36 protein-coding genes and 2 pseudogenes are annotated in these 26,758 nt (G+C 40.9%); 9 read left to right on the top strand and 29 right to left on the bottom strand.

Translation table 11 applies throughout. The features are described 5' to 3' along the window. Nucleotides 1–2: 2 nt before the first annotated feature. Both parE and AC0C66_RS01760 read right to left on the bottom strand, forming a co-directional pair. Complete coding sequence (parE, locus tag AC0C66_RS01765; RefSeq protein WP_014113946.1) at nucleotides 3–1,970, bottom strand: DNA topoisomerase IV subunit B; 1,968 nt, start codon at nucleotides 1,968–1,970, stop codon at nucleotides 3–5. Nucleotides 1,971–2,365: 395 nt separating this feature from the next. After that, on the bottom strand, nucleotides 2,366–2,773 hold the full coding sequence (locus AC0C66_RS01760; RefSeq protein ID WP_014113945.1) for a CoA-binding protein: 408 nt from the start codon (nucleotides 2,771–2,773) through the stop codon (nucleotides 2,366–2,368). A gap of 168 nt (nucleotides 2,774–2,941) precedes the next feature. Between AC0C66_RS01760 and plsY the strand changes: the two genes are divergently transcribed. Together plsY and AC0C66_RS01750 are read left to right on the top strand one after the other, a co-directional pair. Then, on the top strand, nucleotides 2,942–3,523 hold the full coding sequence (gene plsY, locus AC0C66_RS01755; RefSeq protein WP_003221258.1) for a glycerol-3-phosphate 1-O-acyltransferase PlsY: 582 nt from the start codon (nucleotides 2,942–2,944) through the stop codon (nucleotides 3,521–3,523). Between the two features lie 79 nt (nucleotides 3,524–3,602). Continuing rightward, a complete protein-coding gene (locus AC0C66_RS01750) occupies nucleotides 3,603–3,890 on the top strand; it encodes a HesB/YadR/YfhF family protein (protein ID WP_014113944.1) in 288 nt (95 codons plus the stop codon). Between the two features lie 31 nt (nucleotides 3,891–3,921). On the opposite strand, the gene AC0C66_RS01745 is transcribed toward AC0C66_RS01750, so the two are convergent. The 7 genes from AC0C66_RS01745 to acnA form a co-directional block, all read right to left on the bottom strand. Next, nucleotides 3,922–4,221, bottom strand: a complete 300-nt coding sequence (locus AC0C66_RS01745; protein WP_003221255.1) for a hypothetical protein — start codon at nucleotides 4,219–4,221, stop codon at nucleotides 3,922–3,924. A gap of 15 nt (nucleotides 4,222–4,236) precedes the next feature. Beyond that, entirely contained in the window at nucleotides 4,237–4,653 is a 417-nt protein-coding gene (locus AC0C66_RS01740; RefSeq protein WP_014113943.1) for a YbgC/FadM family acyl-CoA thioesterase, read from the bottom strand. Nucleotides 4,654–4,736: 83 nt separating this feature from the next. Beyond that, a complete protein-coding gene (gene tlp / locus AC0C66_RS01735; RefSeq protein WP_003221250.1) occupies nucleotides 4,737–4,988 on the bottom strand; it encodes a small acid-soluble spore protein Tlp in 252 nt (83 codons plus the stop codon). 36 nt (nucleotides 4,989–5,024) lie between these two features. Continuing rightward, nucleotides 5,025–5,171, bottom strand: coding sequence for an acid-soluble spore protein SspN (sspN, locus tag AC0C66_RS01730; RefSeq protein ID WP_003221249.1), 147 nt, complete (start codon nucleotides 5,169–5,171; stop codon nucleotides 5,025–5,027). Between the two features lie 64 nt (nucleotides 5,172–5,235). Continuing rightward, on the bottom strand, nucleotides 5,236–5,361 hold the full coding sequence (locus AC0C66_RS01725) for an FbpB family small basic protein (RefSeq protein ID WP_003244964.1): 126 nt from the start codon (nucleotides 5,359–5,361) through the stop codon (nucleotides 5,236–5,238). 79 nt (nucleotides 5,362–5,440) lie between these two features. Further along, nucleotides 5,441–5,953, bottom strand: coding sequence for a redoxin domain-containing protein (locus tag AC0C66_RS01720; protein WP_061186392.1), 513 nt, complete (start codon nucleotides 5,951–5,953; stop codon nucleotides 5,441–5,443). 72 nt (nucleotides 5,954–6,025) lie between these two features. Further along, nucleotides 6,026–8,755 carry an aconitate hydratase AcnA gene (acnA, locus tag AC0C66_RS01715; protein ID WP_088679168.1) on the bottom strand — a complete coding sequence of 910 codons (2,730 nt, stop codon included), beginning with the start codon at nucleotides 8,753–8,755 and terminating at the stop codon, nucleotides 6,026–6,028. Between the two features lie 225 nt (nucleotides 8,756–8,980). Here acnA and sspO point away from each other — a divergent pair, with 225 nt between their 5' ends. The 4 genes from sspO to AC0C66_RS01695 all read left to right on the top strand — a co-directional run bounded on the left by sspO (nucleotide 8,981) and on the right by AC0C66_RS01695 (nucleotide 10,440). Next, nucleotides 8,981–9,127, top strand: coding sequence for an acid-soluble spore protein SspO (sspO, locus tag AC0C66_RS01710; protein ID WP_003221239.1), 147 nt, complete (start codon nucleotides 8,981–8,983; stop codon nucleotides 9,125–9,127). 32 nt (nucleotides 9,128–9,159) lie between these two features. Then, a complete protein-coding gene (locus AC0C66_RS01705) occupies nucleotides 9,160–9,306 on the top strand; it encodes a small acid-soluble spore protein P (protein WP_003221237.1) in 147 nt (48 codons plus the stop codon). 80 nt (nucleotides 9,307–9,386) lie between these two features. Further along, nucleotides 9,387–9,779: an outer spore coat protein CotM gene (gene cotM / locus AC0C66_RS01700; RefSeq protein WP_072183185.1), complete on the top strand. Its 393-nt coding sequence runs from the start codon at nucleotides 9,387–9,389 to the stop codon at nucleotides 9,777–9,779. Between the two features lie 232 nt (nucleotides 9,780–10,011). Beyond that, on the top strand, nucleotides 10,012–10,440 hold the full coding sequence (locus tag AC0C66_RS01695; RefSeq protein WP_072183186.1) for a DUF2621 domain-containing protein: 429 nt from the start codon (nucleotides 10,012–10,014) through the stop codon (nucleotides 10,438–10,440). A gap of 30 nt (nucleotides 10,441–10,470) precedes the next feature. Here AC0C66_RS01695 and AC0C66_RS01690 read toward each other — a convergent pair whose 3' ends face one another. From AC0C66_RS01690 to ccdA, 3 genes are all read right to left on the bottom strand, one after another. Further along, the gene (locus AC0C66_RS01690) at nucleotides 10,471–10,962 is read right to left on the bottom strand and encodes a CcdC family protein (RefSeq protein WP_072566335.1); all 492 of its coding nucleotides are present in this window, start codon (nucleotides 10,960–10,962) and stop codon (nucleotides 10,471–10,473) included. Nucleotides 10,963–11,040: 78 nt separating this feature from the next. After that, nucleotides 11,041–11,403, bottom strand: coding sequence for a response regulator (locus tag AC0C66_RS01685; RefSeq protein ID WP_014113939.1), 363 nt, complete (start codon nucleotides 11,401–11,403; stop codon nucleotides 11,041–11,043). Between the two features lie 88 nt (nucleotides 11,404–11,491). Beyond that, nucleotides 11,492–12,199 carry a cytochrome c-type biogenesis protein CcdA gene (ccdA, locus tag AC0C66_RS01680; RefSeq protein WP_014113938.1) on the bottom strand — a complete coding sequence of 236 codons (708 nt, stop codon included), beginning with the start codon at nucleotides 12,197–12,199 and terminating at the stop codon, nucleotides 11,492–11,494. Nucleotides 12,200–12,418: 219 nt separating this feature from the next. Here ccdA and ynzD point away from each other — a divergent pair, with 219 nt between their 5' ends. Then, a complete protein-coding gene (gene ynzD, locus AC0C66_RS01675; protein ID WP_024121579.1) occupies nucleotides 12,419–12,592 on the top strand; it encodes an aspartyl-phosphate phosphatase YnzD in 174 nt (57 codons plus the stop codon). A gap of 73 nt (nucleotides 12,593–12,665) precedes the next feature. Here the strand turns inward: ynzD and AC0C66_RS01670 are convergent, their stop codons facing one another. From AC0C66_RS01670 to yneA, 6 genes are all read right to left on the bottom strand, one after another. Further along, nucleotides 12,666–12,884, bottom strand: coding sequence for a YneF family protein (locus tag AC0C66_RS01670; RefSeq protein WP_003221221.1), 219 nt, complete (start codon nucleotides 12,882–12,884; stop codon nucleotides 12,666–12,668). A gap of 85 nt (nucleotides 12,885–12,969) precedes the next feature. Further along, a complete protein-coding gene (gene sirA, locus AC0C66_RS01665; RefSeq protein WP_014113937.1) occupies nucleotides 12,970–13,416 on the bottom strand; it encodes a sporulation inhibitor of replication protein SirA in 447 nt (148 codons plus the stop codon). Between the two features lie 154 nt (nucleotides 13,417–13,570). Then, entirely contained in the window at nucleotides 13,571–15,574 is a 2,004-nt protein-coding gene (tkt, locus tag AC0C66_RS01660; protein ID WP_072183329.1) for a transketolase, read from the bottom strand. Nucleotides 15,575–15,742: 168 nt separating this feature from the next. Further along, on the bottom strand, nucleotides 15,743–15,976 hold the full coding sequence (locus AC0C66_RS01655; RefSeq protein ID WP_014113934.1) for a DUF896 domain-containing protein: 234 nt from the start codon (nucleotides 15,974–15,976) through the stop codon (nucleotides 15,743–15,745). Between the two features lie 63 nt (nucleotides 15,977–16,039). Beyond that, nucleotides 16,040–16,693 (bottom strand): YneB family resolvase-like protein, encoded by a 654-nt coding sequence (locus AC0C66_RS01650; protein ID WP_014113933.1) that lies wholly within the window; start codon nucleotides 16,691–16,693, stop codon nucleotides 16,040–16,042. An 18-nt stretch (nucleotides 16,694–16,711) separates the two neighbouring features. Beyond that, nucleotides 16,712–17,029: a cell division suppressor protein YneA gene (gene yneA / locus AC0C66_RS01645; RefSeq protein ID WP_072183328.1), complete on the bottom strand. Its 318-nt coding sequence runs from the start codon at nucleotides 17,027–17,029 to the stop codon at nucleotides 16,712–16,714. Nucleotides 17,030–17,178: 149 nt separating this feature from the next. Here yneA and lexA point away from each other — a divergent pair, with 149 nt between their 5' ends. After that, nucleotides 17,179–17,796 (top strand): transcriptional repressor LexA, encoded by a 618-nt coding sequence (gene lexA, locus AC0C66_RS01640; RefSeq protein ID WP_003238209.1) that lies wholly within the window; start codon nucleotides 17,179–17,181, stop codon nucleotides 17,794–17,796. A gap of 393 nt (nucleotides 17,797–18,189) precedes the next feature. On the opposite strand, the gene AC0C66_RS01635 is transcribed toward lexA, so the two are convergent. Both AC0C66_RS01635 and fosM read right to left on the bottom strand, forming a co-directional pair. Then, nucleotides 18,190–18,618, bottom strand: a complete 429-nt coding sequence (locus AC0C66_RS01635; protein ID WP_080376123.1) for a hypothetical protein — start codon at nucleotides 18,616–18,618, stop codon at nucleotides 18,190–18,192. 76 nt (nucleotides 18,619–18,694) lie between these two features. Further along, a complete protein-coding gene (fosM, locus tag AC0C66_RS01630) occupies nucleotides 18,695–19,117 on the bottom strand; it encodes a FosM family fosfomycin resistance protein (protein ID WP_072183326.1) in 423 nt (140 codons plus the stop codon). A 196-nt stretch (nucleotides 19,118–19,313) separates the two neighbouring features. On the opposite strand from fosM, the gene AC0C66_RS01625 reads away from it, so the two are divergent. Then, nucleotides 19,314–19,766, top strand: coding sequence for a YndM family protein (locus tag AC0C66_RS01625; protein ID WP_014113928.1), 453 nt, complete (start codon nucleotides 19,314–19,316; stop codon nucleotides 19,764–19,766). Nucleotides 19,767–19,788: 22 nt separating this feature from the next. Here AC0C66_RS01625 and AC0C66_RS01620 read toward each other — a convergent pair whose 3' ends face one another. The 9 genes and pseudogenes from AC0C66_RS01620 to AC0C66_RS01580 all read right to left on the bottom strand — a co-directional run bounded on the left by AC0C66_RS01620 (nucleotide 19,789) and on the right by AC0C66_RS01580 (nucleotide 26,654). Beyond that, nucleotides 19,789–20,547 (bottom strand): poly-gamma-glutamate hydrolase family protein, encoded by a 759-nt coding sequence (locus tag AC0C66_RS01620; RefSeq protein WP_072183325.1) that lies wholly within the window; start codon nucleotides 20,545–20,547, stop codon nucleotides 19,789–19,791. Between the two features lie 234 nt (nucleotides 20,548–20,781). Beyond that, nucleotides 20,782–21,096 (bottom strand): hypothetical protein, encoded by a 315-nt coding sequence (locus AC0C66_RS01615; RefSeq protein WP_472973477.1) that lies wholly within the window; start codon nucleotides 21,094–21,096, stop codon nucleotides 20,782–20,784. Nucleotides 21,097–21,188: 92 nt separating this feature from the next. Beyond that, nucleotides 21,189–22,824: pseudogene (locus AC0C66_RS01610) on the bottom strand (YndJ family protein). Continuing rightward, nucleotides 22,824–23,441: a DUF4166 domain-containing protein gene (locus AC0C66_RS01605; RefSeq protein ID WP_061186400.1), complete on the bottom strand. Its 618-nt coding sequence runs from the start codon at nucleotides 23,439–23,441 to the stop codon at nucleotides 22,824–22,826. Before AC0C66_RS01605 ends, AC0C66_RS01610 begins: the two are co-directional and overlap by 1 nt. Nucleotides 23,442–23,445: 4 nt before the next feature. Next, nucleotides 23,446–24,249 carry a hypothetical protein gene (locus tag AC0C66_RS01600; RefSeq protein WP_072183324.1) on the bottom strand — a complete coding sequence of 268 codons (804 nt, stop codon included), beginning with the start codon at nucleotides 24,247–24,249 and terminating at the stop codon, nucleotides 23,446–23,448. Between the two features lie 154 nt (nucleotides 24,250–24,403). Further along, nucleotides 24,404–24,724, bottom strand: a pseudogene (locus AC0C66_RS01595) (Ger(x)C family spore germination C-terminal domain-containing protein); the annotation flags it as partial. A 101-nt stretch (nucleotides 24,725–24,825) separates the two neighbouring features. Beyond that, the gene (gene chrA / locus AC0C66_RS01590; RefSeq protein ID WP_072183323.1) at nucleotides 24,826–26,022 is read right to left on the bottom strand and encodes a chromate efflux transporter; all 1,197 of its coding nucleotides are present in this window, start codon (nucleotides 26,020–26,022) and stop codon (nucleotides 24,826–24,828) included. A 161-nt stretch (nucleotides 26,023–26,183) separates the two neighbouring features. Beyond that, nucleotides 26,184–26,372: a hypothetical protein gene (locus AC0C66_RS01585; RefSeq protein WP_014113918.1), complete on the bottom strand. Its 189-nt coding sequence runs from the start codon at nucleotides 26,370–26,372 to the stop codon at nucleotides 26,184–26,186. A 21-nt stretch (nucleotides 26,373–26,393) separates the two neighbouring features. Next, the gene (locus AC0C66_RS01580) at nucleotides 26,394–26,654 is read right to left on the bottom strand and encodes a hypothetical protein (RefSeq protein WP_014113917.1); all 261 of its coding nucleotides are present in this window, start codon (nucleotides 26,652–26,654) and stop codon (nucleotides 26,394–26,396) included. Nucleotides 26,655–26,758 lie beyond the last annotated feature (104 nt).

Raw genomic sequence — 26,758 nt, 5'->3', positions numbered from 1 at the left:
CATTAAACCTCCTCAGCGACCGATAAGTTTTCATTTTCTAAAATATTGCTTTCTTCATCTAAGCCGAAAGCGACGTTTTTCTCAATCCACTTTCTGCGCGGCTCTACTTTGTCTCCCATTAACGTCGTGACACGTCTCTCTACACGTGCCGCATCGTCGATTTTGACCCTTACAAGCGTACGTGACTCGGGATTCATCGTCGTTTCCCACAGCTGGTCTGCGTTCATCTCTCCAAGACCCTTATATCGCTGAATGGTATAACCTTTGCCGACTTTTTTCAGGACATCACCCATCTCTTCATCAGACCATGCATATTCAATGATTTCCTTTTTTCCGCTTCCTTTGCTGACCTTATATAAAGGAGGCAGTGCAATGAACACTTTGCCATGTTCAATGAGCGGCTTCATATAGCGATAGAAAAAGGTAAGAAGCAGCACTTGAATATGAGCGCCGTCAGTATCCGCATCGGTCATAATGATGATTTTGTCGTAGTTGATATCATCGATTGAGAAATCAGCTCCGACACCCCCGCCGATCGCATGTATGATTGTATTGATCTCTTCATTTTTAAAGATATCAGCAAGCTTAGCTTTTTCCGTATTAATGACTTTACCGCGTAAAGGCAGAACTGCTTGGAATCTGCGGTCTCTTCCCTGCTTGGCTGATCCGCCTGCAGAATCCCCCTCAACGAGATACAATTCATTTTTTGCCGGGTTTCTCGAACCCGCAGGCGTCAGCTTCCCGCTTAATGTCGCTTCTGATTTTTTTCGTTTTTTGCCGCTTCTTGCTTCTTCACGGGCTTTGCGTGCCGCTTCGCGTGCCTGGCTCGCTTTGATAGCTTTTTTGACAAGAAGCGTTGCAGTATCCCGGTTTTCCTCTAAAAAGTAAGCAAGCTGCTCTGAAACAATCGCATCAACTGCTGATCTCGCTTCACTCGTACCCAGCTTTCCTTTTGTTTGTCCTTCAAATTGAAGAAGCTCCTCAGGAATCCGAACAGAAATAATGGCTGAAAGCCCTTCCCTTATATCAGTGCCTTCCAGGTTTTTATCCTTTTCTTTCAGCAAAGCCACTTTTCGTGCATATTCATTAAAAGCGCGTGTCATCGCTGTTTTTGCACCTGACTCATGAGTCCCGCCGTCTTTTGTTCTGACGTTGTTAACAAACGATAAAATGTTTTCAGAATAGCCGTCGTTAAACTGGAACGCAAAGTCCACTTCTATTGAATGATGCTCTCCCTCAAATGAGACCACTTCAGACAAGGCGTCTTTTTCCTCATTTAAGTAAGCGACAAATGCTTCTATGCCGTTCTCATAATAAAAGACCTCTTGCTGGTCATTGCGCTCGTCAATCAGCTCAATTTTTAATCCTTTTAACAAAAACGCAGATTCTCTTAAGCGTTCAGAAAGCGTTTCAAAATTATAAGTCGTTGTGCTGAACATCGTTGGATCTGGCTTAAAGTGTGTTAGCGTTCCTGTCTTTTTTGTTTTGCCGATCTTTTCGAGAGATGTGACTGGCTTTCCTCCGTGTTCAAAACGCTGCTGATAGACGAAACCGTCCCGCTCAATGGTAACCGTCAGCCATTCAGATAAAGCATTCACAACTGATGCACCAACTCCGTGCAGCCCTCCGCTTGTCTTATAGCCGCCTTGACCGAACTTTCCTCCGGCATGAAGCACCGTTAAAATCACTTCAGGGGTTGGTTTGCCGAGCTTATGCATTCCGGTTGGCATGCCGCGGCCTCTATCCTGTACAGATATACTGTTGTCTTTATGTATTTTGACGATTATGTGATCTCCATGGCCGGCAAGCACCTCGTCGACAGAGTTATCTACAATTTCATAAACCAAGTGGTGCAAGCCCCGTGCGTCAGTAGAGCCAATATACATACCCGGCCTTTTCCTGACAGCCTCAAGGCCTTCGAGCACCTGTATGGCATCTTCGTTGTAATCAAATTGCTGTTTTCTAGCCAAACGTACAAACCCCTTTCAAAAACTAACATTGTCTTTCTCTTTTTCAGTGTTACACCATCAATAGTATAAAGTATTTGTTATAAACCTCGCCTCGAGCCGGTACTGCCTTGGACTCCTCATTATAACCAATATGTTTGCAATCGCAACATAGAGCTAACGAATCAGTTCGCAAAACATCGGATAGTGCTGTTTTTACACTATGAGAACGTATGTTTGTTTATTATATATAAAGCAGCAGACCTTCGCAAATCGAACGGCCGAAACCCAGCTAGACAAGGTATTCAAAAAAAGCTGTTCAAGCTTTATTGTATCTGTTTCACCGTAATACGCAAACAATATCTTAAAATTAAAAAGCAAAAATCCTTGAATTCACAAGGATTTTTGCAGTTCTGCATCTATTTTGTTACAGCGTGCGCCACTTTTATGCACAGATCCATGATAACCGTTCTGTCTTTTTGCTTTAGCATCTGGTAAGCTTCTTCGTTTACCAGCCCTTGCTGTGCCCAAAATACTGGAGCGTCTGTCTCCAAAAACTCTTCCGCCACGCCTGGCAGCTGTTCTGAGCGCCGGAATACATTGACGATGTCAATCGGACCATCAATCTCCTGTAAAGATGAAACAGCTTTGACACCAAGTGCCTCATCAATTGTAGGATTGACGGGAATGATTTCATAGCCCGCATCCTGCATCGCTTTGGAAACCATATACGACGTTCTATCCGGGCGGTCAGAAAGCCCCACTACCGCGATTCGCTTGCTTTGATCAAGAATCTCTTTAATTTCCGCTTTGGAAGGGTTTTGCATCATGTACCACTCCTTTTTCATCTATTTTACACGATCAAAATGTAAGAAATCAAAATATGATGCATGTTTGATTGGATTTGTAAGCAAACTTTACAAAAAACTTATCATCAGATTATGATATCTCATGTTAAAATAGAAAGAAGGGATTTTGAAAAAGGAGAAATGTAGATGTTAATTGCTTTATTGATTATTTTGGCCTACTTGATAGGCAGCATTCCATCTGGCTTAATTGTTGGCAAGCTTGCCAAGGGAATTGATATCCGGGAGCACGGGAGCGGCAACTTAGGAGCTACCAATGCATTCCGTACGTTGGGCGTAAAAGCTGGTTCGATCGTGATAGCCGGAGATATTTTGAAAGGTACGCTGGCAACTGCATTGCCTTTTCTCATGCATGTTGATATTCACCCGCTTCTAGCAGGAGTCTTTGCAGTTTTGGGCCATGTGTTTCCCGTCTTCGCTAAATTTAAAGGCGGCAAAGCCGTGGCAACGTCCGGAGGCGTTTTGCTATTTTACGCACCTCTGTTATTTATCACGATGGTCGCGGTATTTTTCATCTTTTTATACTTAACTAAATTTGTTTCTCTGTCATCGATGTTAACAGGGATCTATACTGTTATATATAGTCTCTTTGTCCATGATAAGTATTTATTGATTGTCGTTACCCTGCTCACTATTTTTGTGATATACAGACACCGGGCGAACATTAAACGAATTATCAATAAAACAGAACCTAAAGTGAAATGGTTATAAACCTTCTCTTTTGACACAGAATAGCCTAATACGTTTATAATAGAGAAAATTCAAATGAAGAACAAAGGGGTGTTCTGTTATGAATATGACAATTAACGAAGACGCACTGAACTGGTATAAGGAAGAGCTCGATTTAGAAAGCGGAGACCAGGTTCGCTTTTTCGTCCGCTACGGCGGCTGCAGCAACGTTCAAAAGGGATTTTCCCTCGGAGTGGCGAAAGATGCCCCACAAGAGGCTGGAGCCACTGCAGAAGCCGGCGGCATCACCTTCTTTATTGAAGAAAGTGATCTTTGGTACTTCGATAACCACGACCTACTAGTCAGCTATTCAGCAGACGCTGATGAACCGGTTTTTGAATACCAATAAAAAAAGAACGCACATTATGTGCGCTCTTTTTTTATAAATGAAATCTGATAAGATGATCTGTCAGGTTTTCTTGCTCCAAAATATATTTTTGTGTCTCACCCAGCAGATCAAAGTGAGGAAATTCACTTTTTTTATGTATCCATTCTTTTTTTAAACCGTACGCCGCTCCCCACTGAATCAGCTTATCAATATCTGCACAGCCAGCTTTTGTCACAGTCTTTGCTTCCGGAAACCGGTCATCCAGCCAGTAATGTGTTAAAAATGCGATTTCTCCTCTTTTCACTGCTTGTTTCCACCGGTTGAGTTCCTCACGTTTCACACCAAACGCCATATCTCGTTCACTTCCCTATTTTTTGGCCTTTTCATATGCCTCGTGCCAATCAGGGAAAGCTTTACGAAACTGAATAGGCTTAAAGCTTTCTTTATCTACACAAATATGAGATGAGGTGGCTTTGATGGAAAGCTCACCGGCCGGATTATAAATGTGATAACCATAGACGGTTTTAAAACCGTTGTATTCCTCTATCCATGTTTGCACAACCGCGGTTTCTCCGTAATGAAGCGGCTTTTTATAGGAAATATTGATATCAACGACTGGAGACAGAACGCCTCTCTTTTCCATATCACTGTATAAAAAGCCTAAGTCCTTAATGAGGGCCGTTCTGCCGACCTCCATCCATACAAGATAATTTGCGTGATAAACAATCCCCATTTGATCTGTTTCTGCATAACGCACTTCTATTTCTTTTTTTGATACATGCAAGATTACTCTGCTCCCTTAACGTCAATTTAGCCCCATTTTACCATAATCAAATCAGAAAGAAAAAAACCAGGTTTCCCTGGTTTTTATGAACGGTATCCGTTTTGTCTCGCTGCAGATTCGTCTTGAATTTCATTACGAAACGCTTCGATACTCTGTTCGCGTCTTTCATTTTTTTCTTTGATACGCTGTTTATCTTCTCCTGAAGCAAACTCCATTGACTCCTCTGCTTCTTCTATGTTTTCAATTGTGTTTTGAACCATATCCTGCAATTTTTCTACGTTATCAGAACGATCATCAGGATTAGGCTGCTGGTATTGATTTTGGTTCTTTGTCATTCGGATGTACCCCCTAGAAATAAACTTGATGCGGCGCTACTCGCCTTTTGTCTGCATGATGATCGGCTGCTGCCCTGAAGTATCATGCATTTTTTCCCCTTTATTGGCTTTATATTTTACAGGCTTTGTACCCAAGTGGCTGGGAGCATATTGAGGCTGACCGTTTTTCTTGTTGTTTCCCATGTTTATCCCTCCTCAACAGATAGGATTCTCAAAAGGAGGGGTAAACATGAATACAAATTAAAGGTTATTTTTGCTTAAATCGCTGTTCAAGCTTTTCCTCAAGCTGATTTAAATACTCCGTATTGGTCATCAGCTCTTTTTTGTTTTCCATGACGAGCTCATGAAAAGAACGCTTTCTCATCTTCTTCACTCTTCTCACCTCCGCATATTCTTTTATTTTTTCCAATTCTGAAAACTTGTAAGCATATCTGAACATAAAAAAACTGAATCTAATCAAGATCCAGTTTTTGTTCCATTTCTTTTTTTGTCATGGTGCCAATGTGTATGTCTTGAATAACACCTTTTTCATTTAAGATATACGTCGTTGGATATGACATCACGTTATAGTCAGCATTGATCCCTTGTTTATCAATCAGAATGGGAAACGTTAAATCATACGTTTCAGCAAATGCCCGGACCTGTTTCTCGCTTTTCTCAGCTGAAGTGAAATTTACCGCAACAACCGCAAGTTCGTCAGCGTGTTCTTTTTGCAGCTGTTCCATCGCCGGCATTTCCTGACGGCACGGTTTACACCAAGTTGCCCAAAAATTGAGCAGCACCTTTTTGCCTTTTGTGTCCTGTAAGGAACTTTTCTCTCCCGATAGCGTTCTCAAAGCAAAATCAGGTGCTTGCTGTCCCTCTTCAATTCCGACTTCTTTTTTGCTGTATGTTTGATACAAATTCCATCCCATATAACCGGCAAGCATGATAAGCAGGATACCTGCGAGCCATTTTTTCAGCATATGCCACCTCCGCAGCACACTTTGTCATAAAAAGAAGAGAAAGCAGAAATGCCTTCTCTTCCTATAGATTCATCAGGACTGCTTCATTTTTTCACGAAGCACCATTTGCAGGATGCCGCCATGGCGATAGTAATCAATTTCCACTTCACTATCAAAGCGGACGACTGCTTCAAATGTTGTTACATTACCGTCTTCATTGATTGCTCTTACTGTCACAAGGTCACGAGGGCGAACTGTTTCATCCACATCAACCTCGATGACTTCTTTACCTGTTAAACCGAGTATTTCCGCATTTTCACCTTGTTTAAACTGAAGCGGCAGCACACCCATGAATACAAGGTTGCTTCTGTGAATTCTTTCAAAGCTTTCAGCAATTACCGTTCTGATGCCGAGAAGGTTTGTTCCTTTTGCAGCCCAGTCACGTGAAGATCCCATACCGTAGTCTTTTCCTGCTAATACGACAAGACCTGTTTTATCTTCTTTGTATCTCATGCACGCATCATAGATGGACGTTACTTCACCAGTCGGCCAGTACGTTGTAAATCCGCCTTCTGTACCCGGTGCGATTTGGTTTTTGATGCGGATGTTTGCAAATGTTCCTCTCATCATAACTTCATGGTTTCCGCGGCGGGAACCGTAGGAGTTAAAGTCACGAGGAGAAACGCCTTTTTCTTGCAAATACTTTCCGGCAGGCGTGTCTTTTCCGATTGCCCCCGCAGGAGAAATATGGTCAGTTGTGACTGAATCGCCGAATTTACCGACAACACGCAGACCTTTTAATGGCTCAACCTTACCTGGATCAACAGACATTTCTTCGAAGAATGGCGGGTTTTGAATGTAAGTTGACTCGTTATCCCATTTATATAGGGCTTCATCTGTTGTTTCAATCTCATTCCATCGCTTGTTGTCATCAAATACTGTTTCATACTCTTTGCGGAAGAGCTCAGGCGTAACAGTTTGCTTAACAAGTGAATTGATTTCGTCCATTGATGGCCAAATATCGTTAAAGTATACGTTTTGACCATCCTTGCCCACACCGATCGGATCAGTTTTCAGATTAATGTTTACCGTTCCAGCCAGCGCATATGCCACAACGAGCGGCGGAGAAGCAAGATAGTTACCTTTAACAAGCGGGTGAATACGCCCTTCAAAGTTACGGTTTCCGGAAAGGACAGATGTAATCAGAAGATCATTTTTTGCAACCGCTTCTTCGATTTCTGGTGAAAGCGGACCTGAGTTTCCGATACATGTTGTACATCCGTACCCAACGAGGTTAAAACCAAGCTCTTTCATGTATGGAAGAAGGCCTGAATTCACAAGATATCCTGTAACGACTTTAGAGCCAGGTGCAAGTGACGTTTTTACGTAATTAGGCACTTTAAGCCCTAACTCAACCGCTTTTTTCGCTACGAGTCCGGCGCCGATCAGAACGAACGGGTTGGATGTATTCGTACAGCTTGTGATCGCAGCAATGGCGATCGCACCCGTTTTCATAACTGTTTCTTCGCCATTAAGGAGTTTAAACTTAATTTCTTTTTCTTCTTCTTCTGCATGTAAACCGAATCCTTGGTTACCCGCAGGGCTGACTAAATGCTTTTTAAACGTTTCCTGCATAGCAGAAAGCGGGATCAAATCCTGAGGGCGTTTTGGACCTGATAAGTTTGCTTCAATTTGAGACAGGTCAATTTCAACCACATCAGTAAATTGAGGGTCTTCCGCATCTGGAGTGTAGAACAAGCCATTGCTTCTGCAGTATGCTTCGACAACATCAATATGTTCAGGGTCACGGCCTGTCAGGCGCAGATAGTTTAGCGCTTCTTCATCTACTGGGAAGAATCCGCATGTAGCACCGTATTCCGGAGCCATGTTCGCAATAGTTGCGCGATCTGCAAGAGGCAGTTCAGCAACTCCCGGTCCAAAGAATTCAACAAACTTGCCGACAACGCCTTTTTCACGCAGCACCTGTGTCACTTTTAACGCCAAGTCAGTAGCTGTTGTTCCGTTCGGAAGCTTGCCGACAAGTTTCGCGCCAATTACCTCAGGAACTGGGAAGTAAGAAGGCTGTCCAAGCATTCCCGCTTCAGCTTCAATTCCGCCGACACCCCAGCCAAGAACACCGATACCGTTAATCATTGTGGTATGTGAGTCTGTTCCGACAAGCGTATCAGGATACGTTACAAGTTCACCGTCTTCTTCAGTGGCATGGACGACACTTGCCAGGAACTCCAGGTTTACCTGGTGCACGATACCTGTTGCAGGCGGCACTGCCTGATAGTTATTAAACGCTTTCTTTGCCCAGCTTAAAAATTTGTAGCGTTCTGCATTTCTTTCGAATTCCAAGTCCATATTAATAGCTAACGCATCTTCTGTGCCCGCTTTATCAACCTGTACAGAGTGGTCGATAACGAGATCAACAGGAATTTCAGGGTTAATTTTATCAGGATCTCCGCCGACAGCTGCCATCGCTTTACGCAGTGAAGCAAGGTCTACTACTGCCGGAACCCCTGTGAAGTCTTGTAAAATAACACGAGACGGTTTAAACGGAACGTCGATTTCCTTTAATTCGGCAGTTCCCCACTTTGCCAAATTTTCTACGTGTTCTTTTTTGATGACGAATCCGTCAACTTGACGCAATACTGATTCTAAAAGAACTTTGATAGAATAAGGAAGCTTCGAAACCTTCCCGATTCCTGAATCTTCTAACGCCTTTAAAGAGTAGTAATGATATGTTTTCCCATTAGTAGTAAACGTTTTTCTCGCTTGGAAAACGTCTTTTGCTACAGTTTTTTGCTCGTTTGCCATTCTCCAAAATCCCCCTTCAGATCAGATCATTCTCAGATGAAGTAAATTCCATCACAATTTTCTCACAATTTCATATTAAAACAAAATCATACATAAGTAAATATCAATGTTTTTATTAAATACAATAAGTTCGGCTTATCGGACAAATGTACCGGTAATTATTACTGTTTATGCTCTCTCATATAACACAACAAAAGGAGCCATATTATGATTGAGGTGATAATGATGGTCAAAAGAAAAGCGAATCACGTCATTAACGGAATGAATGACGCGAAAAGCCAAGGCAAAGGCGCCGGCTACGTCGAAAACGACCAGCTTGTACTGACTGAAGCTGAACGCCAAAATAATAAAAAAAGAAAAACCAATCAATAGCACCGGACTCTTTTTAAGGAGGTTCTCATTTTATGACCAATAAAAATACAAGTAAAGATATGCATAAAAACGCCCCTAAAGGACACAATCCGGGTCAGCCGGAGCCTCTCAGCGGTAGCAAAAAAGTAAAAAACCGAAATCACACAAGACAGAAGCACAACTCAAGCCATGATATGTAAGAAAAGCAGACCTTAGTGTCTGTTTTTTTATGCGTTCACCCATTTCTGATATTCCGCATATGATGTAAAGCAAGGTTGATATGTGGAGGAATGCTTCCATGACCCATTCAAAACGTAATGACGCTAATGATTTCGATAGTATGGATGAATGGCTTCGGCAATTTTTTGAAGACCCCTTTGCCTGGTACGACGAAACATTGCCTATTGATTTATATGAAACAAGTCAGCAGTATATTATTGAAGCGGATCTGACTTTTTTACAGCCGACACAAGTAACGGTTACTCTGTCTGGCTGCGAGTTCACCTTAACAGTCAAATCGTCAGGGCAGACTTTTGAAAAACAAATGATGCTTCCTTTTTATTTTAATGACAAAACCATTCAAACCGAATGCGAAAATCAAATACTCACAGTTGCCGTCAATAAAGAAACAGAAGATGGTTCTTCTTTTTCTCTTCAATTTCCTCTCAGCTAACATAAAAAGTCACTTTCATCCCCTATTATGAAAGTGACTTTTTTCCGTCCATTTATCGTCAAATACCCTCTAGTGACTCTCCCATGGCCAAATAGCAGATTCACTATACAATAGAATATGATCTACTATCTCTTTTGACTAGACGTCTATCATTTCTTTCTATTCTTTTTTTACTGTGTTCTTCTAATCTCTCTTCGTATACAATATGGTTAGAATAAGGGGGGAATGGTTGATGCTGGAAGGCTGGTTTTTGTGGTTTATTCTGTTTTGGGTGATCATGATGGTTGCCTTATTATCAATCGGCGGTTTTTTTATGTTTCGAAAGTTTTTAAAGCGTTTACCGAAAGAAGACGGCAGGTCAGAGCTTGATTGGCAGGATTACTATATCGAAAACAGCATGCATTTGTGGAGCAATGAAAACAAACAATTTCTTAATGAATTGGTTTCGCCGGTTCCGGAGCTGTTCAGAGATGCAGCAAAAGCCAAAATCGCAGGTAAAATCGGTGAGCTTGCATTAGAAGAAAAGGTATCAAAGATTGATCAGCAACTGATGATCAGAGGCTATATTCTCGCAACTCCTAAAAGAGACCATACCTTCTTAAAAAGACATCTGCAGGACAAAAAAATCGATCTTGAACCTTATCAGGCCCTTCTCAAATAAAAAACCTTTCCTTCTATCAGGAAAGGTTTTTTAATTCATTTGAATATTAGCTGACTGCAGCTCGTTATGAAGTTTTCGATATGATAAATACATGGCGATTCTCCACGGCACAATCATACCGAAAGCCAGAATCCAAAACATTCCGCTCAATGCGCCGTAATCAATTGATGTGCTCAAAATCGATTTCATCGCGATTCTGATCACCAAAAGACCGACTAATATAAATACAAATGCTTTAGAGCGTTTCATGTAAATTTCATTATTTTTAATTTCAAACTTAGAAGTTTTGATGAGAAAAATAGAAAAAATCACGCCTAAAGTGATTGATTCTAAAAACTCTGCACCAGTGACCCAAAATACCGGAAATAAAAACATTAACGCTCCCGTACTCATAAAAATCGGCGGAAGAATGATTTTTTTCGGTGAAACGGGCTTGTCAGAGGACTTTATTCTGACCACCATCACAGCTACAGCCATTAACACAGCAATAATCGATGAAACTATAATCATCATACTTATCATTCCTTTGTTTCTAGGAGTGTTGTTACTATATACTATACTCCAAAACAATAAAAAAAACCATTTTGAAAAGAAATGACGTTAATATCCCATAACGCGGCTGACAGCCTCTAACACTTTTGTTTCTTCGAACGGCTTGACAATAAAGTCCTTTGCCCCCAGCTCAATCGCTTCCGTTACAATTCTTTGCTGGCGCATGGCGGTGCACATGATGACCTTCGCTTTAGGATCGAAGGTTAAAATATCACGAAGCGCCTTAATGCCGTTTTTCACTGGCATTGTAATATCCATTGTCACGATGTCCGGCCGCAGTTTTTTATACAGGTCCGCGGCTTGCTCACCGTCCGCGGCTTCGCCTGCGATTATGTAATTTGCCTCTTCCAAGATCTCTCTGATTTTCACCCTCATGAACTTGGCGTCGTCTACAACTAAAACTCTTGTCATATTCCCCTCCAACAATCGATTTCCACAGATAATAGTCTTATTGTACCAAAAACAAAAGGACTAGTAGTAGTACGAAAGTAATTTACCGTCAAAAACCAGTGAATCCTCCAAAAAGATCCGACAGCAAAATAATGATCAGGCTCATCCAATTAAAGAATAACAGCACACCAATCACAATCATCAAAACGCCGCCTGCTTTCATGATCAAAAGCTGGTTCTTTCTTATCCACTTCAGTTTTGTGATAAAGAAAGACAATAAAAGAAACGGAACAGCAAAACCGAGTACATATAACATCATGTACGGCACCGCTGAGCCTGGATTTGTGCTTGCAAGTGTGATAACAGCAGCTAATATCGGACCGGTACATGGCGTCCATCCCGCCGCAAATGCCATTCCAATTAAGACGGAACCTAAAAACCCGCTTGGTTTATGCTTAAAGTGGATTCTCCGCTCTTTCATCATAGCCTCAGGCCGGAACACGCCGAGCGTAATGAAACCGAACAAAATAATAAGCAACGCTCCAATTTGCCGAATTGCATCGTGATAATCCCTAAACAGGCTGCCAACAAAAGATGTTCCATAGCCTAAAGCGATAAAAATGACTGAAAAGCCAAGCAAAAAACACAAAGTATGAAACAAGCTTCTTTTCTGCAGCAGCAGCTTTTCTGTTTTCACATCATCCATGCTGACCCCTGTAATATATGACAAGAAAGCTGGGTAAAGCGGCAGGCAGCAAGGCGAAATAAAGGATAAAAATCCCGCTCCGAATGTCAAAAAATAATTCACGTCTCCCATGTCATCATCCCTTCATGATTTGACATTCCTTCAAGTTATGACAAAATCATTTCATTTTTTTAACACTTTCACTTGAAGGATTTCTATTTACAGAAAAAACTTATATAATTTAATTTGACATTGAGATATTGTACTCCTTCTCATTTGAAAATTAGTATAAATATGGATATAATATAAACATTCACTTTGAAGATCTAATGTATGAAAGGATACATCCCTGTGATTAGAGAGCATCTATTAAATGAAATTGAAAAAAAAAGAGCAGAGCTGCTGCAAATTGTCATGGCGAACGGAATGACATCTCATATTACGATAGAGCTCAGTCAGGAGCTTGACCATCTTCTCATACAATATCAAAAGCAGCGCCTTAGAGCAGTAGCGGGTGATGAATGATTGCAAAATAAAAAACCCGTATAAGGGTTTTTTATTTTATAACCATGTTTCTCTATATCATAATCTTTACGTATTATTTCGTTTGATTATTCATGGCTTTCATCATTTGATTGATTTTCTTTTGAGAAGGTTTCATTCCCATTTGCATCATCATCATGCGTAACATTTGTTCATTAATAGGCGGATTCTTTTTAAGGTAGCTCATCATATATTTACGAGCAATAAAAAACCCGAGTGCAACACCTATGAGCAATGCAACTACGCCCACTAGGATGCCAACCCATAAAGTCATTTTATTTCCTCCTTCATGTTGTCTAGTTTAAAGTGTACTAAACCAAAAGCTATTATACAACATTTACATCTCTTTTTCTTCGGTTTTAGACAAAATTTCTTTCTTTCACCGGATTTAGCCATCCATAACGCTTCGAATTAAAATCCATAGCCAGAAAGCAAGGGCTTACTTTTCTCAACACCTCAAAGAAGATCGTTTCTGCCTCGTAATCCCCCGAAGCCACTAATTCTATCATGTGCTCCTTCATCATAAACGTCGCGTGGCCTTTTGCTTTCGGCAAAGCTAATCTATAAATATAATCTAGCTGCCTGTAATCCGTATTGTGTAAATTCATTTTTAACCGCTGATGCATATGTAGAATCGGGATTGGCTGTGTAATATATTGAATCTGTTTCTCTGTCATTTCATACTGCTGCTTTGTCAGGCTTGTCCAATGATAGTCTTGAAACAGCTCAAACATAACCGATTCCCGCCCGAAATAGTGATTAGCAAACTCCTCTTTTATCAGGTACGTATAGTAGTGACGTTCCATCTTTTCATCCCCTTTTCCAGCAGCATTTCATTTGCTCTCTATTATACAAAAGAAGAAAAGAAAGAATTGTCTATTACTGTTAAACAGCTAATACTATTTTTGTCGGATAAACAAGAAAAAGAGGATGATTTGACTCATCCTCTTTAAAAGACTTTTACTTATTGAGTAATGCTTTAACTCGGTTCACTACGTTTGGAACTGAGAATCCGTATTCATTGATGACGGTTTCGCCAGGAGCAGATGCACCGAATCGGTCTATGCCGAGCACGTCTCCATCAAGCCCTGTGTATTTGCCCCATCCAAATGATGCGCCCATCTCAATCGCAAGACGTTTTTTCACATCTGCAGGAAGGACAGAGTTTTTGTATTCAACAGATTGTTTATCGAAACGGTCCATTGAAGGCATGCTGACAACAGAAACATCGATATTTTCTTTTGCCAATTCAGCTTGTGCTTCAATCGCAAGGCCTACTTCAGAGCCTGAAGCGATAAGAAGAGCGTCAGGTGTTTCGTTTTTAGATTTAGAAACGACATATGCTCCTTTTTCCACTCCTGCCAATGCTTCTTCAGCAGTTTGGTCAATCGTAGGAAGGTTTTGGCGTGTCAATATTAGCGCTGTTGGCTGATCAGTGCTTTGCACTGCAAGCTTCCATGCTGCCGCTGTCTCATTTCCGTCTGCAGGACGGATCAAGGAAAGATTAGGCATCGCACGGAGTGAAGCAAGCTGTTCAACAGGCTCGTGCGTCGGGCCGTCTTCACCTACCGCAATACTGTCATGTGTGAAGACATAAGTGACAGGGAGACCCATTAACGCTGCAAGGCGAATTGCCGGACGCAGGTAATCAGAGAAGACAAAGAAAGTTCCGCCGAATACACGCAGTCCGCCATGGAGCGCCATACCATTTAAGGCTGCACCCATCGCAAATTCACGAACACCGAACCAGAAGTTTTTGCCTGAGTAATCAACAGCTGTAAAATCACCGGCATTTTTAATTGTCGTTTTGTTTGATCCCGCTAGGTCAGCAGATCCTCCGACAAAGAATGGAATTTTTTTCGCAAGTCCGTTGAGAACTTCACCGGAAGAGGCACGGGATGCCAGGCTGCTTCCTTTTTCATAAACAGGAACCTCTTGATCCCAGTCCTTCGGAAGTTCTCCTTTGATTGCCAGCTCAAGCTGTTCAGCAAGTTCAGGATAAACTTCTTTATATTTAGCGAATTGAGCATTCCATTCTTGTTCTTTTTTCTCGCCTGATTCTTTAACCACTGCAGCAAAATGCTCATATACTTCTGACGGTACGTAGAAATCTTCTTCATACGTCCACGCGTAAGCTTCTTTTGTTAACTTGCTTTCCTCTTTACCAAGCGGAGCACCGTGAACACCGGATGTGCCAGCACGGTTAGGTGAACCGAAACCGATTGTCGTTTTCACTTCAATTAATGTAGGTTTCTTTTCATTTTGGCGTGCTTTTTCGATAGCCGCTGTTAATTCTTCGATGTTGTTTCCATCCTCAACATAAAGAACTTCCCAATTCATTGCTTCAAAACGCTGTTTCACGTTTTCTGAGAATGAACGGTCGAGATCTCCATCGAGAGAGATGTCATTAGAATCGTATAATACGATCAGACGGCCAAGCTGAAGATGGCCTGCGAGTGAAGCGGCTTCAGAAGAAATGCCTTCCATTAAATCACCATCACCGCAAATACTGTATGTATAATGATCGACTACGTTAAATGAATCGCGGTTGTAAGTTTCTGCTAAATGGCGTTCAGCGATAGCCATTCCGACCGCCATGGCAATTCCTTGGCCGAGTGGACCTGTTGTCGCATCAACACCTGCAGTATGTCCGAATTCAGGATGTCCAGGTGTTTTGCTGCCCCACTGGCGGAATCCCTTAAGATCTTCGATGCTAAGATCAAACCCGCTTAAATGAAGCATGCTGTATAAAAGTGCTGATCCGTGTCCAGCAGATAAAACAAAACGGTCACGGTTAAACCAGCCAGGGTTTGCCGGACTTACGTTCATAAATTTTGTCCACAGCGTGTATGCCATTGGAGCGGCCCCCATTGGCATCCCTGGGTGACCAGAATTTGCTTTTTCAATAGCGTCTATTGACAGTGTGCGAATGGTAGCAACTGATTTCTTTTCAATTGTATCCATAAAAATCCCCTTCCTTATGTGTTGTACCCTTACATCATAAATGTCTGACGACTTTTTCTCAACTGTTTCAGCTTAAATTTGAGAGAAACTTGTTGAATTTTGTCACATAAGAGTTTTGCTTATAGTATATGCAAAAGAGGAATACGATATTTCCGTATTCCTCTTATATTAGTGAAGTTTGTTATTTTGTTGTTCTTTTTTTAGCTTTTCTGGTGTTACATCATTGCCTTCTGGGTCAATGATTTTCACACTTTTTAACGTGTTTTTCATAGAAGAGCGAAAACCTTTCAAGTACTCTTGACGAAGCTTTTGCTGTTCGGCTTTTTCTTCTTCTGTCATAACGCCAGCTTTGGCTTTAGCAGCAAGTTCATTAATTCTGGCAATTTTAGCGTTTGAAATCATGTTAAACTCCTTTATTGCATTTTGTCTATATAGTACTAGATCAAAAAGAGTTTTACAACTGATTCACTCGGCTGTCTCGTCATTCTCTATGTATTCCTGATACCGCCGGTGGACGGTCGCTTTAGACACATCATAGCCAAACCCTCTTAGCGTTGCGGCAATTTCTGCGAACGTCAGTTTATTCGCTCTTAGGCGAACGATCTCTGAGATTGGGACCTCTATTCTTTCCTTTCCGCTGTTTTCATGTTGGTTTTTCAGGTTTTTTTGCGGTTTAAAACCGTTTTTTACTGCACGCTTCATTCCCCGCTTGATTTTCATATTGTGAATTTTCCTCTGGTACTCTTCCACAATGCTGACGATCTCCAGCACCATCGAGTCAGCCTCCGATAACTCCAGTTCACCTCTGTGAGCCGTTGTATAGACTTTCACATCTTCTCTGTAGATACAATGGAGCAGGGCGATTTTTGCATTTCCCCGACCGAGCCTAGTCTCATCCTGAACCAAAATAACATCAATTCCCGAATTCTTGATCTCATCAAGCAGCTCAAATACACCGTCACGATCCATTTCATATCCGCTGGCTTTTTCAGAAATCACTTTGACGACTTCCATGCCGTTCTCGGCTGCAATGGCCGTTAGCTCCTCCACCTGCCGCTTTAATGAAGTTTCCTGCTGTTCTTTATTTGTGCTTACGCGGGCATATATGAGTGCTTTCATTTTTTCTATCTTTCCTCTCTATCTTACAGTTGCCAATTTATATGCATCCTGATGCTTCTTTTTCAATGGAATCACCAACTCATCTCCCGGCTGGATATCAGACGTCTGAAGATGATTTTTATCAGCTACCCATTCAATAAAATCGTTTTTGTTTATCTTTTTTGTATCTGCTACCTGATCAGCAATTGACCAAAGTGTGTCGCCTTGCTGGACTTCTATTTTAGCATACTGATTAAGTTCCTGACCGCTGCTTGTATATGACAGCAAAAGGATAACCGCGCTCAAAATCACTGTGAATAGACCGACAAAAATAATAGATTCTTTACTCATGATCATAACCTCCAACAGGAATGTTCGTTCGCTTTTTTATAATTTCAGTATATACGAACAAACGTTTCTGTCAATTGTTTTTTCGAACCTATGTTTGTACTGTAAGGAAAATCATGCTATAATCTTCTTAAAATCGACGTTTTGAGGTGCGAAAAATGACGAAGCTATCAAAAAGGCAACTTGATATCCTCCGTTTTATTAAAGCAGAGGTTAAATCAAAAGGATATCCGCCTTCCGTGAGAGAAATCGGAGAGGCTGTTGGGCTTGCGTCCAGCTCAACTGTCCACGGCCATTTGGCCCGTTTGGAAACAAAAGGGCTGATCAGACGGGATCCGACAAAACCTAGAGCAATAGAAATACTTGATGAAGAAGTAGACATTCCGCAAAGTCAGGTCGTTAATGTACCGGTCATCGGGAAAGTCACGGCGGGATCTCCTATTACAGCAGTAGAAAATATTGAAGAATATTTTCCGCTTCCTGACCGTATGGTTCCTCCGGACGAGCATGTGTTTATGCTGGAGATTATGGGAGACAGTATGATTGATGCTGGTATTCTCGATAAGGATTATGTCATCGTTAAACAGCAAAATACAGCGAACAACGGGGAAATTGTAGTTGCGATGACAGAAGATGATGAAGCTACGGTAAAACGTTTCTATAAAGAGGATACTCACATTCGCTTACAGCCTGAAAACCCAACGATGGAACCTATCATCTTGCAGAATGTCAGCATTCTAGGGAAAGTGATTGGCGTGTTCAGAACCGTCCATTAACCTATTGATCTATCAAATGCATGAAATAACCCCCTCTTCCTTTATGGAGAGGGGGTTTATTGTACAAAAAAGCAGGCTCGCCCTGACTTATGGGTGCGAGCCTGAATAGGAGGAAAAAGAACATCATGTTTACACCATAATTATCCACCAAACAATTGTTGAAGTCAAGAAATTTTCTTTCCTTCAGGAAACTTTTATCTGAATATTGTCCGTTTAAAATATTAGACGTTATGTCCTTAAAAATGTTTCATTTTCTTAGGTCGTGGAATGACGTGGTTTCATGTTTATGTAAGGAGCGCGGCAGTAATTGAATTTTAATGAAAATTTAGTACATAGTGTAGTTGGTTCAACATTTTCTAAAAAACAGCTCACTTCTCTTGATCAACGTGAGCTTCAATCAAAATGAAAATATTGTATACCACAACTGCCCTTTACCCGAACACTCGTGCAGTTTTCTGAGTGTTCTTCTGCTAATATACGGTATCGGTGAAACGGATCGATAGAAACCTTATCCTGAGCACTAAAATCAAACCAGCTGCCGCTGAATTGCTTCGTGCTCAGTGTGGTATATTCTCCCGTAAGCCCCATTCGCTGAAGTTTAATCTCAACTGAACAAGTATTGGCTCCCAAGATCGTAAACTGATAGCCTAAAATATAGTCGATCGCCGGGACATCACTGATATTTTCCAGAACAAACGATTTTGTGCTGTCATTTAAAATAAAGTCTGTTTTGTGATCAAAATCTAAAGCTGACACATGGGTACTGCCAATGCCAAAAAAACACATCAAAACTGCTGTTAAGCCTAAGATACTTATTTTCAATTACACCCCTCCTTTACCACATTTTAACCCTACATGAGATTTATGTATATGTTCTGTGTAATATCAAGAGGTCGTTTCAATCATAAAAATCCATATGCGTTTTTTCCTGTTTATAATAACGAAGCCTGTCTTGAAGGGTTCCGGTATGAAATTCAAACTTGTGGCCGTCAGGGTCGGTAAAATAAATTGATTTTCGATCGCGTTCATCTCGTTCTCTGCCAGGCAGGATATTGACATGAAGCCTTTTTAATTTTGCTGACATTTCCTCAAACTCTTGATCTTCAATAGTAAATGCAATATGGGTATAAGACTCCTTAATGTCATTTCTCGGAATGTCAGGTTCTTCATTAAGCGCAAGCCAAATGCCATTTAAATCAAAATATGCTGTTGTTTTTCCCTTTACCAGAAGCTTGGCATCAAACACTTTTTGATAAAAATCAATCGATGTATACAGATGAGAAACTGAAAATAATAAGTGATTGATTCCTTTTACCTTCACAAATCATTCCCCCTTGAAAGCTGATCATCCATATGTACGACTTTTTTCCAAAAAAGTTTCATGCAGTCAGCAAAAAATACCAGTGTAAACAAAATCGGATTGTTTAAAATAATGATTGTCGAATTGAATTACTTATGTTTTTATAATTTGTTTACAGCCAAGGGTTTTCTTCAAAAATAACAATTTAGGTGGTCAAATGAAACATATCATTGCTCTTGCTTCAAAGGTTGCTTTCACTCTCGCCCTTTTATATGTGATTTTGGACAGAGTCTATCACGCGCCCTTTTTAAGTGTAATGTTTATTGCACTTTTCCTAGGTTTTGTTTCCTATCTATCCGGTGACATGCTCGTCCTTCCGCGAACAAACAATATTACAGCTTCATTGGCTGACTTTGGACTTTCATTCGTTATTCTTTGGGTCTTTGTTTTAACCCAAACAAGAAATGATTTCCCACCGTTTGCAGCTGCTCTACTTTCCGCCCTCTGTCTTACTGTTTTTGAATACTTTTTTCATCGGTATTTGCTAAAAAATGTGCTGGATGAAACCTTCCGAAATGAACTGTCAGCCAGGGATAACACACTGCAGTATCAAACAGAAGCCGCAGACGAGCTGTTTCCTGACGTTACGAATGAGAAGCATGAGGAATAGGAGGCTTAGCGCCTCCTATTTTTCAGTAGCTATTATTGATAAAACGGGACATCACTTCTGTGAAATCATAAAACCTCTCATTTTGAGTAACAGATCTGCTTTTTAAAGAAAAAACGCCGAACAAAGATCTTCTAAAACCTGTGCTCATTTCTAACTGGATACTCAAACCTGTTTTTGATTTATTTGCAATGTTATTCGGACTTACACCTGCATGCGGATGGTCCATACCGAGCAATACAGCAGGAAAACCGGCATTTTGCAGTTTTTCAACTAAATCTGACGCTCTTACACGATCTGTACCGCCGACTTCGATCTGCTGATCTTCTTCTGCATATCCGTGCAATGAAATGACATATTCATGACTTCCCGTCATTTTCAGAGCCCGAGGCTCATCAAAATGCGTGCTCGTAATATGCAGCACTGAGTTTCCTGACGATTTTAAGCCTTCAAATAAATACATCGAGTACTCTTTGCTGAGCTCTCTCGCTATTTCACTTGTCCCGCCTTCAATACCTCCTCCGTGAATGGCTAAAACAAGAACAGGACTGCCGGTTTCTTTCGTAACAATGCCGTAATCAGAAGGATCTTCATTGTTTTTTAATTCCTCAAAATTCTGATATACATCTTCAGCATATATTGAAGAAATCGGAGTAAATACCATAAAAATAAACAATAATTTTACAATTTTAAGAGTTGATGGAAAACGTTTGGCTATGTTACAATCAACATGCTTCAAGGAATGGAGCAAACGGCGGAGCAGGGATACTTTGGCCGGTTTCATCTACTCCGCCTCTAAGTCCAAATCAACAGGATGTCGGTTTCTTTGAGGCTTTAGCACGAATTTCTCGTCCTCCTTGTTAAATTTTTGTTAAATTCACAATATTATATACCATTGGCCCGGGCGCTGTTCTTCCCATTTCTGAATTTATGAAAAGTAAGTTGGCACCAACTACCTTTTTCCCAAATCGCATATCAAACAGAAAAAAAACGCACCTGCCCTTTGGCCTGTGCATTTTTATTTTCTTTTCATTCTTCGTTTATTTTCTTTATTCAGTTTCATGATGTTTTTTTCAATTTTTCTTATTTTTCGCCTTTGCGGGATTGTTTTCACTTCAAAATAAACAGCGATAAACCCGCTTAATGTCACTGCTGCAATGTAAAGGACACGCTGTTTGATCATCCGGTCAGCGTGGCCATGATCATCCGCTTCTTTTTCCAGTCTTTCGGTTACGTCTTTATTAAACAGCTGATCGACATACACTTGTTTCATTCCCACTGTAAATCCCGCAGCCAGCCAAAGAATCAGAAAACAACTGATATAAAACATCATTAATCCTTCCTTTCCCGTCTAGATGCGGCGCAGAATTGGAATGTAGCAGATCTAATCATTAAACAGCTGGCCGATGAATCCTCTTCTATGTATTAGGTTCTTTCATTTGGACGGACAATATGTAATGATGTAATGTACAGTTAGAAATTTTATTCCAAACAGCCACATGTGATGAACAGCAGTTAACTTGTTGTCATGTATAGCTTCTATCAGAAAGGTTTCAGATAAAGGCAGCGGACAAGTTCCCGCTCTTGTTTGCAGATAAATCCCCTCATCCCCGGCTCCGCTTTTTCTCCGCCGGCTTGTCAAAACCAGCTTCTCACGATGATGATAAGGCTTTAAAATGCCTGTCATACTGCTGAATGGAAGCGGTAGAGAAATGTTCATATACCCTTCTCCATTCGAACGATATACTGAATATAGAGCGGTAAAAATGGTTTCGTTTTTTTCATTTGTTCTGATCCAGGCACGCACTTTTTTTCTTCCGTCTTTTTTCGAATGAACACCCTTTATCGTGCTGTACATCCTATACCAGTCAGGGTTCGTCGACAAATGGATTTGGCCGGTTCTTCTGCTGAACCTTTCGTAAACCATTGCAAGCGGCCGAAACCACGTGCTCCACGTCACTTTTGCTTTTACATCATAATCAATGGTTTGTTCATAAAACGAAAGAATGAACGGCGCCAGTTTTTCAGGTGAAAAATCTTTTGATCGAAGGCTTCCCATATCATCCACGAGCCCTCTGTACTGAACGTTATTTTCAGCTTGAATGTTAGCTAAAAAGTCTTTTCCAATCCTTCTTTTTCCGTAGATACGGCTGAATGTCTTTACGCTGTCTGCATCAAAAGGTTTCGGATCTTCTATTCTCCATCCTATGAGAGCGGGCAATATAACAAAAAACGCGTTAACAAAACCGTGAATCCAAATCATCTGATTAATGGTCAGTGTAACGTCTTGCCGAAATACACCAAATGAATAAATCATCGAGAAAGAGATCGTTATCATTAGAACGGCAGAAGAGAACCGAACAAGAAATTTCCCCGTCTTGCTGCGAAAAGATGTGGTGAACACCAAAAATGCGTGAAGATAAAGCGCCGCCATATAGATGCCAACCGCAATGACATCTAGTGTTTTTGAATATGTGATGCCAAGCGCGATAAGAAGGGGCGAAAACAAAATCACCCATGTTATCCAACTGTACAACATCCGATTTTTTCTGGTGATTCTCCCGAGCAAGCCGTTAAAGATCGGGAGAAGAAAAGCTGAATAGTGAAAGTGGACAGCAGTCAGCAAAATGATGAGAGGGCCAAATTGCATTATCTGCAAATGTGCAGCATAAGCAAAAAACCAAAAATCTCCTCCCGCCAAATAGATAAGCCCGAACAGAACTGATGTCTCTTCGATTCTATGTATCTTTGTTTCCCAAAGACGAAGGATCGCATACAGCGCCATAAAAACTGTGTACATCCACCAGATCAGCGCGAAACCTCCGATGTCTGTCACAAGAGCCAGCACCGCAAATAAAGCGGCTGCCGGATAGCATTGGATTAACACAGATTCCAGAAATGGAGCAGCCCGAAGCTGCGATTGAAAGACAAAAAGAAAAATTCCCGGCACGAAAAAAAGAATGGATAACAAAACAAGTGCCTCTGCCACTGATATATGAGGTGCTTCCGCTGCAAGAAATCCTATAAAGCAAAGCGAACTGATCATGCCATTTCGTTTTATCATGATTCTCTCTCTTCTTCCTGAAACATTCCTTTATAAAAGAAAAGAGTGCCGAGAATTGTATTTTGGACATGCACTTGAATGGTGAAGCAATTCTTTCTTTCATCAAACGTTTCGCAAACAGCGGATGTACCGGTCAGCCATTTTGGAAGCGGTATTCTTTTTCCGCATATCAATAGCCATTGCTTTCCCGTTGTAATGGTTAGAGAGCCGTCAGGAGATGCCTCGAACGCTAAAACAGACAGCAGAAGATGAGGTTTGCCGAAGAAATCAAGTATTCTATCTTCTTTTTCGTCGTATACCATGATCGCGTCAAAGAAACGTTTTTTGCCTTTAAAGAAAAATGTACGATTCCATTCTATCCCAGTATGTTCCCGATTCAAAAGACAAGTTCTATTTTGAATGGTAAATGGGATGTTTTTGCCTCTTTCTGAAAAAAAGCACCTGAAAAAAACACCCAGCTTTAACAGCATTCTGACCAGAAAAGAGCCTCCGCTTATTTCTGACATCGTTCCTGTCCCGCTGAATGTATGAGATTCGTCTAATTGATACCGTTCTCGCAGCTTGGGATGCAGTAAATGATAGTTCTTGATCGTTTTTTCATAAATCGAACTCACAATGTCACTTCTTTCTCTTTCGTTTTGTGTGCCGGGCACTGGGGAGCTGCTGACTAAGAACGCCACTTGCCGCAGAAAACACACTCAATAGTATCCATAATATCTCGGAACCTCGAAAAGCGAATCCAGCAAAGATACAAGCCTGTACAGCATGAATGATCCATTTTCTATTTAATGGAAACAACCATAAAATTCCCATACCTATCTCTGCTGTCCCTGCAAAAATCCTTGTGTCAAAACCTGTAAAACCTTGGTAAAACCAAAACAGACTGAAAAACAGACACATTAACACATAGATGATAGCCGATCGAATTGTGTGTTTCGGATGTTTATTTTGCTCAATCCAAAGCCTTAATGCATCAAAGCTCCATGCAGTCGCCCAGCCAAGAAGCGGCCGAAATAATAAACGATCGATCCACCTTCCCGGCAGCCCGTATGCTGTTTTGTATTGGTACTGTGTTAAAAACATCATTTTCCCGTTGTCTCGCTGTATATACTTCCAGTACCCGCTGCCATGCTGAATCAGAGATAACGGATGGTCAGAGCCAAAAGCCAGTGAGGAAACTCTTTCAGATGAACATTTGTCGAAAACACCGACTGTTTCTCCTGTACCCGATACCTTTAATCCAAAGCCTATCCTTGTTTCGTAAAGAAACTTCTGCTTTTCGTATGGCTGCCTATGCAAATACGTGATATTTGAAAACCGGAGGTCCCATTCCTTATGCAGCGATGGGTTTTGTGTATATTCCCAAAGCTTATCCAGATCAGATCTCATTTCGATTTCTACATAAATCGGTTTCTGTCTCACAGCCCCTCCTCCCTTCGATTTAAAGCAATTCTATATTAGCATATTGACCATTCAAAAAAATCCATTACCTCCAAAAAAAGTATACTAATCCTAAAAACACATAAAAAAGAAGAGATATTTGCCTTCTCTTCTTTTTAAGCATCTACTTGATTCATCACTGTGTTTTAACCGTTCCATAATGAGTAATTGTGGCGTTTACGCTGTACGTGATGGCAACCTTACTGAATGTGTCACCCCAATTATTTTTCACCTTTTTCCATAAGTCCGGATGCTCAAGTCTTAAAGATTCATCAAAACCCGCAACATCTGCTTTATATTCATGCTGGATTTTTTTTAATACATTACCGACTATTTTCTTTACTTCGTTTTCAGTATTTGTTTCAATACGTTCTAAAAACTGAGTGTCCAACGTCTCTTTTGTGTTCCAGTTTTCAACCAAATCCCCTTCTGTTTCAATATCGACATGGAATGAAATTCTGTCTAATAGGATTATTTTCCCATATATCTATTTTTTATGTTCGTCTTTTTTCCCAATAAAAAAAGCATGATGAACGTCTTCATCACGCTTTAAAGAAGTCAAATGTAAAGAAGGTTCAGAAGAAAACCGCCAATGACACCGGTGACTACAATCACCCAAGGAGGCAGCTTCCAATAAGCAAGCATACTAAACAATACAGCCGCAAACGCAAAATCAATCGGATTCAAAATCGCACTTGTCCAAATCGGAAAATAAAAAGCTGAAATTAAAATTCCGACTACCGCTGCATTCACTCCTGCAAGAGCTCCCTTTAGGTTGGGATTCCTCCGCAAAATATCCCAATAGGGCAACGCTCCTAAAATCAGCAAAAACGCAGGCAGGAAAATGGCAATAGCAGCTAACATTCCGCCCTGCCAGCCGCCCATGACTGCACCAAGATAGGCGGCAAATGTAAATAACGGTCCCGGCACAGCTTGTCCTGCACCATATCCTGCTAAAAATGCTTCTTTGCTGACCATTCCAGTTGGTACAAATTCCTGTTCCAATAACGGCAATACAACATGTCCCCCGCCAAAAACCAAGGAACCTGCCCTGTAAAAACTGTCAAACATAGAAAGCCAGCGCAAATCCGCAGTTTCTCGCAGAACAGGCAGAAGAACAAGCAATCCGAAGAATAATGAAAGACACACTGTTCCGAATGTCTTAGAAATAGGAAAATGGAATGCTGATTCTTTTTTGTCGATAGACTCTTTAAACAGCAGAAAACCAATCGCTGCTGAGATGATTATAATACCTGCTTGGGTAAACACGGTTTGCCATAAAAGTGAAACAACCAATGCAAACAAAGCCATCGTTTTTCGCTTAACATCAGGCGTCAGTTTTTGAGCCATTCCTGTTATAGCATGTGCAACAACTGCAACCGCCACGATTTTTAAACCATGAATCCAGCCGGCTTGCTCTATATCGGTACTTTTTAACAAAAGGGCAAATATGATAAGTGCCAAAACAGAGGGCAGCGTAAAGCCGAGAAATGAAACGATACCGCCGAGTAACCCGCCACGCATAACACCAATCCCAATCCCAACTTGGCTGCTCGCCGGTCCTGGCAAGAACTGGCACAAAGCAACCAAATCAGCATAGCTTTTTTCATCCAGCCATTTTCTTTTGCGAACATATTCTTCATAAAAGTAGCCCAGATGAGCAATGGGACCTCCGAATGATGTAAACCCGAGTCTTGTCGAAACAATTAAAATTTCTATCAGAGTTTTAAAGCTGTTGCGCTTATGTTTGTGCATTGCTCCCTCCCATGTTCTCAGCATTCTAAAAAAGCTGAAATACTCCACTTAAGTATAAAAAACTGAAACATGTTTGCAAGCGCTTGTTTGAAATGATAACGAATCTTAACTTTATTATAATAAAAAGGCTCAAAATGAGCCTTTTTGCAGTTCGGAATAGATTAAAATTCCAGCTTGAAGCTTTCTGCCTGATCTGACACTTCCACAGGTATTCCCATTATCGTTTTCGGTTTGGAAACGTAAACAAAACGCATCTCTTTTTCTAGTTGCTGAAACGTTTTTTCACTGACTACAATTCTAGCCGGCTTTCCCGGACTATTATCAATGGCTGCTTTAATTTTTCCAAGCATAAAAAAACCTCCTGTTTTAGATTAAACCAGAGAAATAACCATAATGAGATTGATAACAGCTAAAACTCCTGAAACATATGCTATACGTTTGCTCCTTCTCCAGAAAAACAGCACATTGGTTAATAAAACAAAACTGATGAAGGCATCAAATCCGCGCAGAACGATTTGGCTGAACAAAATTTTCGGTTCAAAAATAACAAATGCAACTGCACAAACAATCATGAATGAAAAGACGAAAAGATACACTTTCCACTCTCTCACTGTATTTTCTTTCTCGTACACGCAGGAACTCCCCCCTTTAACAGATCAAACTGGATGGGACTGATACAATGTTTAACAACAGGCTGCAGCATAAATCATGCAAGATATGGACATGATCTTATTAG

The organism is Bacillus sp. VA13 (assembly GCF_055710085.1).
This window is presented reverse-complemented; position numbering and strand designations above follow the sequence as displayed.